Below are 13,337 nucleotides of genomic sequence, written 5' to 3' on the forward strand. Positions count from 1 at the left end.
GTCTCCGGTTCGACATAGTTGCTTAACCCTAATAAGTTCGCATATCTGGGTATGTTTGCGCGTGCGCCATATTCCGACAGGGTCGGCCTTGTTCGTCCGCTATCGACGCTAAAGACCGACCCAACTGCAGGCGAACCCAGACAACGAAGATACCAATTGCGTGAAGACTGCCCGTACAAAATAAAGCGGAATTTGACAGTGGGGAGTTTGGCGGGCCCTAGGTGTTTCTCGCAGACCACCTCAGATGCCTTGCCGCAGCTTTGCTGTTCGATTGTCCGGTTGTGGTCTGGCAGTTTATGGCCTGCACTAAGGCATTAGCAGACGGTAACTCTCCGCAGCATGTTGGCAAAAACCAGATTGCCTCGCGGCGAAGGCGCTTGACGCCAGACGTTGCAACGCGCGTCTGGGACAGACATCGAACGCCTTGCAAAAAGGCGGCATCTTCCATTTCAGACGCTTAACTGGCAGGCACTGCGCGTCAGCGCTTGATGTTTACGATTTTGAGCTGCGTGTATTCCTCAAGCGCGCGGGCGCCCCCAAGCTCGGAGCCAATGCCGGACTGCTTAGAGCCAAGAAACGGAATGTGGTCCCAGGCTCCGCCATGCCGGTTGATCCAAACCATACCAGCCTCGAGGCGGTCCGCCAGAGCGTAGGCGCGTTCGGCGTTGGACGACCAAATCGAGCCCCCTAAGCCAAACAACGTGTTGTTGGCACGCGCTAGAGCGTCCTCATCCTCGCTAAACTTGAGGACAGGCAGCACTGGACCAAACTGCTCCTCATCAACCAGCCGACTGCCTTCTTGTATGTCACGGACGATGGTGGGTCGGATGAAGTAGCCACGTTCCGCGGCCGCCCCGTTGCTGCTGGGCATGACGGTGCCGTTAATCCGAGCATCGGCGAGAAGCTCTTTGACCTTTTCGAACTGCCGCCTGTTGTTGATGGGTCCGAATTCAGTACCCTGGTCCAAGCCGTCGCCGACGACGGCCTGGTCGGCCAACTTCGCCAGCTCGTCGCAGATCTGATCGTAGACCGACGCGTGGACGTAGAGACGCTTGATCGCCGTACAGACCTGCCCAGAATTGTAGAAGGCCCCGCCAAACAGCTGCGCGGCGATCTTGGCTGGGTTGACGTCATCCAGGACGATGGCGGCATCGTTGCCGCCAAGTTCAAGCGTCAAATGTTTCAAGGTCACAGCGCCGCTGGCCATAACCTTTCGGCCGGTCGCAATAGATCCGGTAAAGGATACCTTGGCGACGTCGGGGTGTTCCGCCAGCGTGGCTCCCAGGTCGTTGTCGTCTGTGATGATGTTGAGAACACCGGGCGGCAGGAGGTCTCGGGCGAGCTCGCCCAGTCGCAGGGTGGTGAGTGGAGTGGTCGGCGCCGGCTTCACAACGAGCGTGTTGCCCACCAACAGCGACGGAGCGACCTTCCAAGACATCATTCCGAGGGGGAAGTTCCAGGGAACGATCGCTGCAACCACACCAAGTGGCTTGCGGTGCGCTTCAACCCGCATGTCGTCGCTGTCTTCGAGAACTTCCACGTCGAGAGTCTGCTCGGCCCAGTACCGAAACCGCTGAGCCGTCCCGCGGACTTCGCCCATGGTGTGGTCCAGGGGTCTGCCCTGCTCCTGCGTCAGCAGCCGCCCGAGTTCATCTGCATGCATATCGATTGCATCCGCCAAAGCGAGCATGGCTTGCCTTCGCTCGGCGATGGGGGTAGCAGCCCATTGAGGGAACGCAGACTTTGCTGCGGCGACCGCGGCATTGAGCTGATTGAGAGACGCCCGCGGAGCATGCGCCAGGACTTCCTCGGTGGCCGGATTCACCACGGCCAGGGTGAGGTCGCCGTCGACAAGCGCACCCCCAATAAGGAGCCTAAACTTGTTCATGTTCCCCTCCGTCTTGAGGGTGCAAAGCATGTCACAAGCACGGCAACCTGCACACCCCTCAAGAAGAGACGCGCGGCGGTCTTGGCACAGACACCTGGATTGCCTACCCAGTCCCTTAACTGCCCAACAAAGAGATAGGGATTTCTGCTCTCTCTTGCCAAATTGTCCAGTCACCGGAACGACCGCTTTTGCGATACGTCCGAGCCCGCGCCAATGGCTGAAATGGGGCGCAAAGCTGCCCAGTGAGCTGTCTCGTAAACGAACCTTTTAGGGACAGTGCTTCCAAGCCTCTGAGCTACCGAAATCCGACCACCTCTTGTGTCACATAAATATGTCACGTAATGTAATGTCACGAAAACGATAAATGGATACGTGACATGCTTGTCGGCTATGCGAGAGTTTCCACGGACGACCAGAACTTGGATCTCCAGCGCGATGCCCTCTCGAAGGCAGGCTGTGAGAAGATTTTTGAAGAGAAGGAGTCGGGAAGGGCTGGCACCAAACGGCCCGCTTTTGAACAGGTTCTGACGTACTTGCGTCCTGCCGACCATTTGGTCGTTTGGAAGGTGGACAGGCTGGGCCGCTCGCTTAGGGAGATGCTGGAGACGGCTCACAACCTGCAGGCAGATAGCATCAAAGTAATTTCCCTCACCGAAAACATCGATACCGACACGGCCAACGGCCGAATGATGTTCAACATGCTGGGAACCATCGCTGAGTATTTTTTAGACCTCAATCGGGAGCGAACAATGGCAGGTCTCAAGGCTGCGTTGGCGCGAGGAAGGAAAGGGGGGCGTCCGCGCAAACTGAGTGAAGAAGACCTAACCGCCGCTCGGGCCTTGTTGAACAATCCCGAAATTGCAGTGGGCAACATAGCCAAGCGTTTGGGTATCAGTCGCGGTGCTTTCTACCGGTACTTTCCAGCGGCGCGGACCAAGCCGTTACCCTGAATTCCATTGAGCCCTAAATGGCCTCTACCGCCCCCCTTTCGGACCTTCACAGAGTGCCGAACCCCGCCCGAAAGCGGACCTTCACCGTCCCCGATTGACACGGCGACCCCGCGAGTGAAGTATCGGGTATGGGGATCGCGAGCTCCCCAAGAGGCGGCAGCCGAAGTTTCGCGTCCATCTTCAGATCGAGGACGCACCATGCCTTCTTACAATTCCATTGCGCCGGAAAAGCTTGCCCGCCTGATCGGCACGCCAAAAGCTCCCGTTATCATCGACGTCCGTGAGGTTGATGCCTTCGACGCCGACCCTCGCATACTGCCCGCCACGGCGCGGCGCAGTCACGCCGACGCCGAAACTTGGGCCGGCACCTATAGCGGCCAGTCCGTCGCGGTCATCTGTCAGCGTGGCAAGAAACTGTCGGAAGGCGCCGCTGCCTGGCTGCGCCATTCCGGGGCCAATGCCGAGGTGGTCGAGGGCGGCTTCGAGGCATGGCGGGATGCGGGCCTGCCGCTGGTGCCGAGCGCCACAATACCTGCCCGGAACGCGGCGGGGTCCACGGTTTGGGTGACCCGCTCGCGGCCCAAGATCGACCGCATTGCCTGTCCCTGGCTGATCCGGCGGTTCGTCGATCCCGGCGCCGTGTTCCTGTTCGTGGCGCCAGCCGAAGTTGACGCGGTGGCCGACCGCTTCGGGGCGACGCCCTTCGATGTCGAAGGAGTGCATTGGAGCCACCGCGATGATCTGTGCACCTTCGACGTGATGGTTTCCGAGTTCGGTATATCGTCCGGCCCGCTCGATCGGCTGGCCGCCATCGTTCGCGCCGCCGATACGGATCGCCTCGATCTTGTTCCCGAGGCTGCCGGCCTGCTGGCGGCCTCTCTGGGTCTCTCCCGCATGTATGGCGACGATCTGGAACAGCTCGACGCTGGGATGCTCCTCTATGATGCCTTTTACCGCTGGTGCCGGGACGCAAGGGAGGAAACCCACAATTGGCCGGCGAGCAAGGTCAGGAGCTGACCATGGCTGACATTCCGCTCGACACCTCCCGGCCGACCTATTCGCCTGGTGAGACGATCCCGTTCAACGAAGCGCTCAAGGTGTGGGCGCGGGTGGCCGCCCTAAGTTTCGGTGGGCCGGCCGGGCAGATCGCCGTGATGCATCGCATCATCGTCGAGGAAAAGAAGTGGATCGGAGAACACCGTTTCCTGCATGCCCTCAACTACTGCATGCTGCTCCCCGGCCCCGAAGCCCAGCAGCTCGCCGTCTATATTGGCTGGCTGCTGCATCGGACCAAGGGCGGTCTGGCGGCCGGGGCACTGTTCGTGCTGCCGGGTTTCCTGTCGATCCTGGCGCTGAGTTATATCTATGCCGCCTTTGGCGATGTAACGGTTATCGAGGGCCTGTTCTTCGGGCTCAAGGCCGGTGTGCTTGCGGTCGTGCTGCAGGCGGTGATGCGCATCGGAACGCGCGCGCTCAAGAACCCGGTTATGATCGCCATCGCCATCGCGGCGTTCATCGCGCTGTTTCTGTTCCGCGTGCCGTTTCCCATCGTCATCATTGCCGCCGGCCTGATCGGTTTCATCGGCGGCAGATCGGGTTCGCCCATGTTCAAGGTCGGCGGCGGGCACGGCGGGGCCAGGGGCGAGGCTCTGGCCGACGCCGATTCCGTGCTGGGCGAAGCGACGCCCGAACATGCCCGGCCGAATCTGCGATGGTCGCTCTCCATATCAGCCATTTTGCTCGCCCTGTGGCTGTTGCCCGTGGCGGGGCTCCTGGCATTCCTGGGACCGGACAACGTCTTCAGCCAGGTTGCCGTGTTCTTCAGCCAGATGGCGGTGGTGACGTTCGGTGGCGCCTACGCCGTCTTGGCCTATGTGGCCCAGGAGGCGGTGCAGAACTATAGCTGGCTGCAGCCCGGAGAAATGCTGGATGGCCTGGGCATGGCGGAAACAACACCCGGTCCGCTGATCCAGGTGGTGCAATTCGTCGGCTTTATGGGCGCATTCCGCGATCCAGGGTCGCTCAACCCGATGGTTGCCGCCACGCTGGCGGCGGTGCTGACCACATGGGTCACGTTCGTCCCGTGTTTCCTCTGGATATTTCTCGGTGCGCCATTCATCGAGGTCCTGCGCGACAACAAGGCCCTTACGGGCGCGCTGTCGGCGATAACAGCGGCCGTGGTCGGCGTCATCGCTAACCTCGCCGTCTGGTTCGGGCTACACACGCTGTTCCGGCAAGTCGTGCAGTGGCAGGGATTCGGGCTGAACGTCGATATCCCGGTATGGGCGACGGTGAACCTGCCGGCAGTGGTTCTCGCCGCTGCGGGTGTCATCGCGATCTTCGGCTTCAAGGCCAAGATGATCCCGGTCCTGCTGGCCTGTGCCGCAGCGGGCATGGCCTGGACGCTGACGGCAGGCGTCTAGCCCTATCCGTGACTATGCCCGTGGCGGTGGTGCAGGTCCGGATAATGCGGGTGCTTGTGTCGCATGGGTTCATGCCGGTGCGAATGCGCGTGCGGCTCGGTGATCGGTCCCTCGTGACCATGCCGATGATGCTCGTCATGCACATGGGCGTGGTCGTGCTCCAGGGCCTCATGGTCGTGCTCGTGGTCGTGCCGCTCCGCCAGGTGCAGCCATAGTCCGATGGCCATCAAAGTACCGGCTCCGACCAACTGCCAGGTGATGGCATCGCGGAAGATGGCGATGGCCAGCACGGCGCCGATGAACGGTGCCAGCGAGAAGTAGGCGCCCGTTCGAGCCGTCCCCAGGTGGCGCAGGCCGAGCATGAACATGACGAGGCTTACGCCGACGCCGAGGAAGCCGACCAGAGCACCCGCGCCGATCAGACCGACAGCGGGCAGCGATGCCCCGAGCGACAGCGCCAGCAAAAGATTGGTCGAACCGGCGACCAGACCCTTGATCATGGCGATCTGCACTGGATCGGCCGACGAAAGCTTGCGCGTGAGGTTGTTGTCGATGCCCCAGCTCAGACAGGCCGCGGCGATGAACAAGCTGCCCGTGTCGAGGCTCAGGCCATCTCCGGTCCATGACAGCAACACCGCGCCGGCAAGAATGGCGGCCGCGCCCAGAATGAGTTGTCGATCAACGTTCTCCCGGAACACGATCCAGGCAATGGCCATGGTCGCCAGGCCTTCGAGGTTCAGCAGTAGCGATCCCGATGAGGCGCTGGTTTGCGAGAGGCCGAGCATCAGGAACAGGGGGCCGAGCATGCCACCAAACACGATCACCGCGGCTAACCACGGCAGGTCAGACCGCCGCAACGACGCCTCGGGTGATGGCAGTCCGATCAACGGGCGGCCGACATGGACGATGGCCAGCCCTAGCCCGGCTCCGAGGTAAAGAATGCCCGCCAGCAGCCATGGATCGACTGAGCCGATCAGGAGCTTGGAAAGCGGCGCGGACGCGCCAAAGAGGACTGCCGAGCCCAGCGCAAGGGGCACGCCCGGCCAAAGAAGTAAACTTTTGGTCATGACTCTAGGGTAGCGCAACGTCCGCGGCGTGCCAACGGAGCCGGTCAGTCGCAACGGCTTAAGCGAGAGGACCGAAGGGTCGTCCGCTTTCACCACCGGCGTGCTGTTAAGCCGCCAATCCGCAAACCACCCCCAACAAGACCGAACGCTTGCAGCTACAGCTTCCCGAGTTCAGCCTGCCGGACAAGCTCATCAACAACGATCCGGACCCGGGGGAGCATTCTCCGCGTTGCCGGCCAAAGGGCATGAACCGGTGTCTCCGCTCGGCAAATATCAGGCAACACCACCGTAGGGTCTCCCTGCTCAATATGGCTTTGAACAAGTGATTGAGGCATCTGGCATAGGCCGAAGCCAGACAGGGCCATGACGATGACCACCTCGCCATCGCTGACCAGATGTGTCGCAGGCGGCTCGATGATCTTGGTTCTGCCTTCTTCATCGACCACGCGCCAGGACACCGGTCGGTCTGGACGGCTCCCGAGAATGCACGAGTGATACTGCAGATCATCCAGGGTCGCCGGCATCCCGGCAGACGCCAGGTATGCCGGCGAGGCACAGATGAGCAGGCGCTGTGACCCAAGCCGCCGCGCCACGATGTCACTCCGGTCCGGCAGTTCCCCGAACCGAAGACACAGATCGACACCTTCCTCTACCGGATCAATCACGCGATCGGAGAAGCTGGCGGCCAGACGCAGGTCAGGATGTGCTTTGAGGATATTCAGTAGGATCGGTATGGCCACGCGCCGACCAAATGCCGCCGGCATATCGACCCGCAACACACCACGGACCGTGCCTGCCTTAGACCGAGCAGCGTCTTCAGCTGCTCGGAGCTGGTCCAGGGACGCTTCGGCCTGCTCGACGAACGCGGCGCCTTCCGGGGTGAGAGAAAGCCGACGTGTTGTACGATGCAGAAGTTTGACCCCGAGCCGACCTTCAAGCTGCGTAACGGCCTTAGCCGCCGCAGACTTGGTAATGCCAAGCTGAGCAGCTGCCGCGGTGAAGGAACCAGACCGAGCCGCACGGATGAAGACTTCGACTCCAGCAAATGCGTTGGCAAGCGCCATCTGTTGCACCTCGACTGTTTACCTCAAGGCTACAGTGTGACGACCGTAAGCTCAATTGTTACTGATCCCGTTTGGCTCCATATGGGATTGAACTAAGGAGTTGCACTATGTCCCGCTTGTTCGACCCGTTGCAGGTTGGCGCTCTCAAGCTGCCGAACCGGATCATTATGGCGCCACTTACCCGCAAACGGGCTGGATATGATCGTGTGCCGAACGCCATGATGGCCGAATATTACAGTCAACGCGCCGGAGCTGGACTGATCCTGAGCGAGGCAACTTCGGTGTCTCCCCAAGGTGTTGGTTACCGGGGTACACCGGGCATCTGGAACGACCAGCAGGTTGAAGGATGGCGACAGGTCACCGCGCAGGTGCATGAAGCTAGCGGCCGCATGTTCCTTCAGCTCTGGCATGTGGGCCGTATCTCCGATCCCGAGCTGCTTGGTGGTCGACTTCCGGTGGCGCCAAGCGCTATTGCTGCTGCCGGACATGTATCCGGCCTCAGACCGAAGCGGCCGCACCCTGTGCCCCGTGCTCTGGAAGCCGAAGAAATACCCGGCATTGTTGATGATTTTCGTCGAGGTGCACAGCGGGCGAAGTCCGCCGGCTTCGACGGCGTCGAGCTGCATGCGGCCAATGGCTACCTGATTGACCAGTTCCTGCAGGACAAGACCAACAAGCGAGATGATCGCTATGGCGGTTCGGTCGAGAACCGTGCTCGTTTCCTGCTCGAGATTGTCGATGCGGTGATCGAAGTCTGGGGTGCCGATCGCGTTGGCGTTCACCTGCGTCCTCGCGGCGAGGAACATGATATGGGCGACACCAATCCGAGCGCCATCTTCGGCTATGTTGCAGACGAGCTGGCCAAGCGCGGAATCGCTTTCATCTTTGTTCGTGAGATCGAAGGTGAAGACAGCTTACTGGGTGAGATCAAGCGCCGGTTCGGCGGGGTGGTCATTGCCAACGAGCTGATGTCGAAAGAGGACGGCGAGCGGTTCATTCAGACTGGCGCGGCCGACGCCCTGGCCTTTGGTCGAGACTATATCGCGACACCTGACTTGGCTGAACGTCTCCAGCAAGACCTTCCTCTGAACATACCCAACAAGGACACGTTCTATGGCGAAGGACCGGAGGGCTATACCGACTATCCAAGAATGGTGCCCACGGCCTGACACCGGTGATGCCAGAAGCCACGTCAGCTTCCACCTGTCTGCTGACCAGAAGCGGACCGTCTGCAAGCCACCCCATTTCGGACATTATGTGGATCGTGTCGCGCGTAGCATTTCACCGGCAACTCAAGCGCTAAGATCTTACTCTTCGCCTAAAAGCTGGCGCATGCTCCGGAGTAACTCCGACAGCTCCCGGCGCCTTGAAATGGCCTCCGCGGAATAGCGACCATGTTTTAGCGCGTTCTTGTTGCCGATGGGCGCGCCTGTCGAGGCACCGCCGTGCATCCTACAGCGACCGTTGGTCATCGCCGGAGACTGGCACGATGCTCCCGACCTTGTCCTGGCGAGACAACGGGAGCTGGCCAACATTGCCAATTTGTTTTGCATGGGGTTGTTCCTCAATTTGGCTCGCGTCCCCACCCCCCGGTTGACCGGGTCCGGAGGCGACCATGCCCACCACGGCCTTGCCACCTGCGTGGACATGCACGTGCTCTACAGTGACCTTCTGCTGGCCCTTCCCCCGATGACGGTTCAGAGCCTCCAACAGTGCTGCGTGCGTCCGGGAAAGCTTGTTTGCCTGCGACAGGTTCTCCCGCCGGCCCTCGAACGACTGCTCACCAATCATTGCGCGCCGATAGCACTCCATTGCAGCGTTGTGGGCGGCGATCAACTGAGCGGCCATCATGCCCTCGAGTTCGTCCTTGGGCGCGATGCCTGCGAGCGCGGCGATCGTCGCGCTTAACTGCTTGTCCCGTTCCTCGCTCGTGGAGTTCTTAAGCCAGAGTGCCTGCATCACCTGGTTTGCGAGGATGTTGTTCCAGAGATCCGACTTGGAGCCTCCGATCCGTTTGAGGCGGCCCTGGGTGTCAGCGGGGTCATCTGCAACGAGAGTTTTCGGTTCTTTTCCTGTACCCTTGGGTTTGGTCACGAAGGCCTCCAGTCGGGTTCAAACGCAGCTTGTCGCTGCTGGCCGCTTGTGGCTTCCATCTCCGTCGCGCGATTCGGTCGGGCATCGAGCTGGTCCTGGACGGCATTGCGGAAACTGTTGATCTGCTGGTCTATGGCCGATTGGGAGAAGCCACACTTGACCATGCAAGCGGCAAGACGACTGACGACCATTCGCCAATATATCTCCCGTTCCTTGGGGCTGCCTTTGCTCGAGTAGAGCTCGGCGACGTGACGAGCTTTGCCGACGTTGCGGGCTTGGGGGAAAATGATCAGCTCAGCCACGCGCAACCTCCCTGCTGCTCCGCAGTGTCCGACGAAGGGAGTCGGTGACCTGGACAGTCGCTTCCGCGATGGGGGTGGGATCTAATTGAGAGTTCGAAGACAGAAGGGCTTGCTTGCTCGCCGTTTGGATTGCCAGCGGCGCAAGCCCTTCTCCTCGCAGATCGGGACCAGCACCCGCACTGGGTATGGCTGATAATCTAGATGTGTCGCATGCGTGCGACTGTGTCGTGGCCAAAACAGTACTTACAGTCGCAGCAAGGCGACTGTGATGGCTTAAATTGGCTGCCGCAGGAGTCTGGTGTCGCGTGGGTGCGACCGTGGTGTCGCGCTGGTGCGACTGTGTTTTGGAATTTGGCGACCACCGCAGGAACTCCTTTGTGGCGAGCAATTTCGATCCCGGCCGGTCGTCCTTCGCCTCAGTAAGGCGGTATTGTCGGGCAAGGTGAACTTTTCGATTGAAGCTACTGTCTTCAGTAACAACTATGAGCCCATGCTCGATGAGTTCCAGTAAGGCGCGGGCACCGGTGCTGTGATGTGTGCTCTGGCCTATGGCTTGGGCGGCTTCGCGTGAACTGATTGATATCAGTCCATTATTGTTGCCTCGATAGCGCCGCTTGACCTCGGTGTAGACGACCTTGGCGTTGGCGGACAGTGCGACATACGCCTGGCAGGCCAGCAGGTAATGTTCCAACTGGACCCAGTATTTCGCGGGGCTCGACTTTTCCTTGGCGCCGTAGGTCCTTCTCATCGTGCCAAGACCTCAACTATGGCCTTTGCTCGGGCCATCGCTTTGACGGCATTCCGGAAGTCGAGTCCGAACATCTCGCGAAGCGTCCTCGTCATCGGTTGAGGTGCCACGTGCCAGTTGTCAGCCAACCAGGTCGCAGCATTTGCGATCTGGTCTTCAATCGTCTCGCACCCAGCCTCGACCAGTTCGAGCTTTCTGCTAGAGCTATTCAGGCGCTCAACCATCTTGGCGAGCTCCCGCAACCAGGCTCGGGAGCCTGCGGCGATCTTTGGCCATCTGGATGACCTGGGTGATTTCAGAAGCAGGCCAGCGCGAAAGCGCGCCGATCTTAATCGGCTGAGGGACTGTGCCGTCGGCAACGCGCCGCCAGAAGGTGGGAAGGCTGACTTGAAGGATTCTTGCGCCTTCACGTGCAGTCAAAAGTGGGTCGGTGATTTCCATTACGTCGTCTCGCGGTCAGATGATGCGAGAAGACACTAGGTCCAGAACACAACGAGAACCGACGGTTACGAGCGACCTTTGAAAGTAACCGGCGGTTTCGTGTTGGCCGTCACGAAAACCCCCGCTTTCTTACTGCGGCCCTGTGCAGTAGTCAGTGAACCAGTCATCGAACCAGTTATCGCTCAGAAGCTGCCCTCCGCGTTGAAAGAGATTTTCGCCGGTGTCTCGATCGTGCTGAAGGGCAAGTTGCTTTGCGCGCCGCACGGCCATTCCGGGCAGCACCTTCGTGAACATTTTTGAGTTTTCATCAGCTAGTTCATTCAGGATACGGCGCCGTCGATCAGCGGCAGTGCTCTGCCCACCTCGCTTACCGTTCTCCCGGTTCCCTTCTGCAATTTGCTCGTAGCGAAGTGCAGGCTGTTCCCAGCGAAGGCGCAACCGATATTCAGAAAGAAGATAGCCGAAGCGGAGGTCGTCCTGATGGCAGTAGTAAAGCGACATCAAATTTGCCGCGTACCAGAGCCGGCTGAGCGGCGGGCACAAGAAAACTGCGGCAATCTCCAAAGCATACGAGGACCAGTTTTCACTGTACCCTTTCTTAGCTGCCTTGATTGTTCCCGGCGCAACTTCCTCGAGCTGGCGAGCCAAATCGTCGGATAGGTCGCCATAAGGCACGAGCCATTTGTGCTCGATCAGGACCTGCCATACCTCCCCATACCAGTCCATCTCATCAAAAACCTGCAATTGGCAGGCGCTGAACCCTTTGCCCCCGTCGTCTTCGACAACACCCTTTCCCTCAACAATCTTGAGCATATTGATGGCCGTGTCGAACGGATCGCCAGTTATCACGTGAGAGGCGATACCTGCTTTCGCCCAGTGTCCAACGACTTCAGGCTCCGGCGCGGCGGGAAACTCCAGATGATTATCACGAACATGCACGGGAAAAAGCACCGTTTCGCCGGGCTCCCCGTCGTCAGGCTCCTCCCAACCCGGCATATTCTTGAAGGAAGAGCAGAACATGGCGTTCCACTCCTTCTTCGGGATTTTGTAGAACCGCCGGCCAGCCAATGTAACTTGGGGCCACTTATCCCATTGCGAAACCGCCCGCGTTTTGGCGCCGCCAGAAGATCTTTTTTCAACTCCCAACTGTGCTGACCTCCTTCACAAGAGAAATGACGTTGCCCGCGTTTTGCCCGGTCACGAATCTCGCCCACCGCTCCATCAGGGTGCGCCGCTGCTCAATGAAGTCGGTACGGCGGTAAGCTCGCTCGACGCTGCCGCCTACCTTATGGCTGAGAACCATTTCGGCGACTTCGTGGGCAGCGTTCGTGGTCTCGGCTAACCAGTCGCGCAGGCTGGATCGAAACCCGTGGGGGCGAGCTTCGAGCCCGGCGCGTTCCATGTGCCGAGCCATGGTCGCATCGGAAATGACGCCCTTTCTAGCGCTGGGAAACAGGTAGCCATTTCGGGCAAGGCGTCGAGCTTGACTGACGACCGCCAGCGCCTCGGCCGAGAGCGGGATGCGGAAGTCGACGGTAGCACCTTTGCGCCCCTTCATGGCCTCGCCGGGAATAGTCCAGATGTCGCCGACGACCTGGTCCTCATGCAGGAAGCGGAGCGGCATCGACCGTGCTGCTGTGAGGATGGTCAGGCGCAAGGCCAAGTGAGTGATAGTGCACTCGTTCAAAGTTGCGTAAAACGCTGGAACGTCCTGCCAATGCATGGCGGGAATGTTCTGAGCGACATGACGTTGCGTTCCCAGCAGAGCCCTTGCCTTCTCGGTTGCTTGTAGGTCCACGTCGAGACCAAGGGCAGCGGCGTGGCGCAAGCAGATGGCTAGCCGGTTGAGAGACTTGCGTGCAGTGTCGGCCTTCGTGTGCCAGATCGGCGCCAGCGCGTCCCTGATCGCAATTTGCTCTATTTCCCCGACGGGGGTGTCGCCGAGCTTTGGGAGGACATGGAGCTCCAATGGGCTGAACCAGCGGCCGGCTATGCCTTCGTCTTTCAGATCAGCCTTACGTGACTCAAAGGCATCTGTAGCGATGTCCTTGAGCTTATGAAGGTTGCGGGCGGCTTCCCGCTTCTGCCGCTGGCGATCATGGATCGGGTCGATGCCCTCACGCACCTTGACGCGCCACTTGGTTGCCGCTTCGCGCGCCTCACGGAGCGGAACATCCACGGAGCCCAAACCCATTTCCCGGCGGCGTCCATGCAAGGTATAGCGGAAGAACCATTGGCCGGCACCGTTTGGACCTGCTTCGCGCTTATGAAGCCAGAGGCCACCTCCGTCTGCATATTTGCCAGCCAAGGCATTTCGAATTTGAAGCGATGTTAGTCTGTTCAGTCCACGACCCATGTTT

Annotated in this window: 14 protein-coding genes; 4 read left to right on the forward strand and 10 right to left on the reverse strand. The window is 60.1% G+C overall.

Annotated features, from left to right (window positions below):
* Positions 1–478: 478 nt before the first annotated feature.
* Complete coding sequence (locus IM737_RS10970; RefSeq protein ID WP_236893924.1) at positions 479–1,888, reverse strand: aldehyde dehydrogenase family protein; 1,410 nt, start codon at positions 1,886–1,888, stop codon at positions 479–481.
* Positions 1,889–2,265: 377 nt separating this feature from the next.
* Between IM737_RS10970 and IM737_RS10975 the strand changes: the two genes are divergently transcribed.
* The 3 genes from IM737_RS10975 (at position 2,266) to chrA (ending at position 5,261) form a co-directional block, all read left to right on the forward strand.
* Complete coding sequence (locus IM737_RS10975) at positions 2,266–2,838, forward strand: recombinase family protein (protein ID WP_236893925.1); 573 nt, start codon at positions 2,266–2,268, stop codon at positions 2,836–2,838.
* A gap of 198 nt (positions 2,839–3,036) precedes the next feature.
* Complete coding sequence (locus IM737_RS10980) at positions 3,037–3,855, forward strand: chromate resistance protein ChrB domain-containing protein (protein ID WP_236893926.1); 819 nt, start codon at positions 3,037–3,039, stop codon at positions 3,853–3,855.
* A gap of 2 nt (positions 3,856–3,857) precedes the next feature.
* Positions 3,858–5,261, forward strand: coding sequence for a chromate efflux transporter (gene chrA / locus IM737_RS10985; protein WP_236893927.1), 1,404 nt, complete (start codon positions 3,858–3,860; stop codon positions 5,259–5,261).
* Positions 5,262–5,263: 2 nt separating this feature from the next.
* Here chrA and IM737_RS10990 read toward each other — a convergent pair whose 3' ends face one another.
* Together IM737_RS10990 and IM737_RS10995 are read right to left on the reverse strand one after the other, a co-directional pair.
* Complete coding sequence (locus IM737_RS10990) at positions 5,264–6,328, reverse strand: DMT family transporter (protein ID WP_236893928.1); 1,065 nt, start codon at positions 6,326–6,328, stop codon at positions 5,264–5,266.
* 155 nt (positions 6,329–6,483) lie between these two features.
* Positions 6,484–7,392: a LysR family transcriptional regulator gene (locus IM737_RS10995; protein ID WP_236893929.1), complete on the reverse strand. Its 909-nt coding sequence runs from the start codon at positions 7,390–7,392 to the stop codon at positions 6,484–6,486.
* 107 nt (positions 7,393–7,499) lie between these two features.
* Here IM737_RS10995 and IM737_RS11000 point away from each other — a divergent pair, with 107 nt between their 5' ends.
* A complete protein-coding gene (locus IM737_RS11000; RefSeq protein WP_236893930.1) occupies positions 7,500–8,561 on the forward strand; it encodes an alkene reductase in 1,062 nt (353 codons plus the stop codon).
* Between the two features lie 138 nt (positions 8,562–8,699).
* Here IM737_RS11000 and IM737_RS20955 read toward each other — a convergent pair whose 3' ends face one another.
* From IM737_RS20955 to IM737_RS11030, 7 genes are all read right to left on the reverse strand, one after another.
* Positions 8,700–8,945, reverse strand: a complete 246-nt coding sequence (locus IM737_RS20955; RefSeq protein WP_336886203.1) for an HGGxSTG domain-containing protein — start codon at positions 8,943–8,945, stop codon at positions 8,700–8,702.
* Positions 8,845–9,486, reverse strand: coding sequence for a hypothetical protein (locus tag IM737_RS11005; protein ID WP_236893931.1), 642 nt, complete (start codon positions 9,484–9,486; stop codon positions 8,845–8,847). Before IM737_RS11005 ends, IM737_RS20955 begins: the two co-directional genes overlap by 101 nt.
* Positions 9,483–9,788 carry a DUF6074 family protein gene (locus IM737_RS11010; RefSeq protein WP_236893932.1) on the reverse strand — a complete coding sequence of 102 codons (306 nt, stop codon included), beginning with the start codon at positions 9,786–9,788 and terminating at the stop codon, positions 9,483–9,485. Before IM737_RS11010 ends, IM737_RS11005 begins: the two co-directional genes overlap by 4 nt.
* 744 nt (positions 9,789–10,532) lie before the next feature.
* Positions 10,533–10,760 (reverse strand): hypothetical protein, encoded by a 228-nt coding sequence (locus tag IM737_RS11015; RefSeq protein ID WP_236893933.1) that lies wholly within the window; start codon positions 10,758–10,760, stop codon positions 10,533–10,535.
* Complete coding sequence (locus tag IM737_RS11020) at positions 10,753–10,977, reverse strand: helix-turn-helix transcriptional regulator (RefSeq protein ID WP_236893934.1); 225 nt, start codon at positions 10,975–10,977, stop codon at positions 10,753–10,755. Before IM737_RS11020 ends, IM737_RS11015 begins: the two co-directional genes overlap by 8 nt.
* Positions 10,978–11,106: 129 nt before the next feature.
* Positions 11,107–12,123, reverse strand: coding sequence for a hypothetical protein (locus tag IM737_RS11025; protein ID WP_236893935.1), 1,017 nt, complete (start codon positions 12,121–12,123; stop codon positions 11,107–11,109).
* The gene (locus IM737_RS11030; RefSeq protein WP_236893936.1) at positions 12,113–13,333 is read right to left on the reverse strand and encodes a tyrosine-type recombinase/integrase; all 1,221 of its coding nucleotides are present in this window, start codon (positions 13,331–13,333) and stop codon (positions 12,113–12,115) included. Before IM737_RS11030 ends, IM737_RS11025 begins: the two co-directional genes overlap by 11 nt.
* Positions 13,334–13,337: the final 4 nt, after the last annotated feature.

Origin of the sequence: Devosia sp. SL43, from assembly GCF_021729885.1 — a bacterium.
GTDB lineage: Bacteria > Pseudomonadota > Alphaproteobacteria > Rhizobiales > Devosiaceae > Devosia.

Coding starts and splice junctions, on each gene's coding strand:
- IM737_RS11030 (WP_236893936.1), bottom strand. CDS start 13,333: ATGGGTCGTGGACTGAACAGACTAACATCGCTTCAAATTCGAAATGCC.
- IM737_RS11020 (WP_236893934.1), bottom strand. CDS start 10,977: ATGGAAATCACCGACCCACTTTTGACTGCACGTGAAGGCGCAAGAATC.
- chrA (WP_236893927.1), top strand. CDS start 3,858: ATGGCTGACATTCCGCTCGACACCTCCCGGCCGACCTATTCGCCTGGT.
- IM737_RS20955 (WP_336886203.1), bottom strand. CDS start 8,945: ATGCAAAACAAATTGGCAATGTTGGCCAGCTCCCGTTGTCTCGCCAGG.
- IM737_RS10975 (WP_236893925.1), top strand. CDS start 2,266: ATGCTTGTCGGCTATGCGAGAGTTTCCACGGACGACCAGAACTTGGAT.
- IM737_RS10995 (WP_236893929.1), bottom strand. CDS start 7,392: ATGGCGCTTGCCAACGCATTTGCTGGAGTCGAAGTCTTCATCCGTGCG.
- IM737_RS10990 (WP_236893928.1), bottom strand. CDS start 6,328: ATGACCAAAAGTTTACTTCTTTGGCCGGGCGTGCCCCTTGCGCTGGGC.
- IM737_RS10980 (WP_236893926.1), top strand. CDS start 3,037: ATGCCTTCTTACAATTCCATTGCGCCGGAAAAGCTTGCCCGCCTGATC.
- IM737_RS10970 (WP_236893924.1), bottom strand. CDS start 1,888: ATGAACAAGTTTAGGCTCCTTATTGGGGGTGCGCTTGTCGACGGCGAC.
- IM737_RS11000 (WP_236893930.1), top strand. CDS start 7,500: ATGTCCCGCTTGTTCGACCCGTTGCAGGTTGGCGCTCTCAAGCTGCCG.
- IM737_RS11015 (WP_236893933.1), bottom strand. CDS start 10,760: ATGGTTGAGCGCCTGAATAGCTCTAGCAGAAAGCTCGAACTGGTCGAG.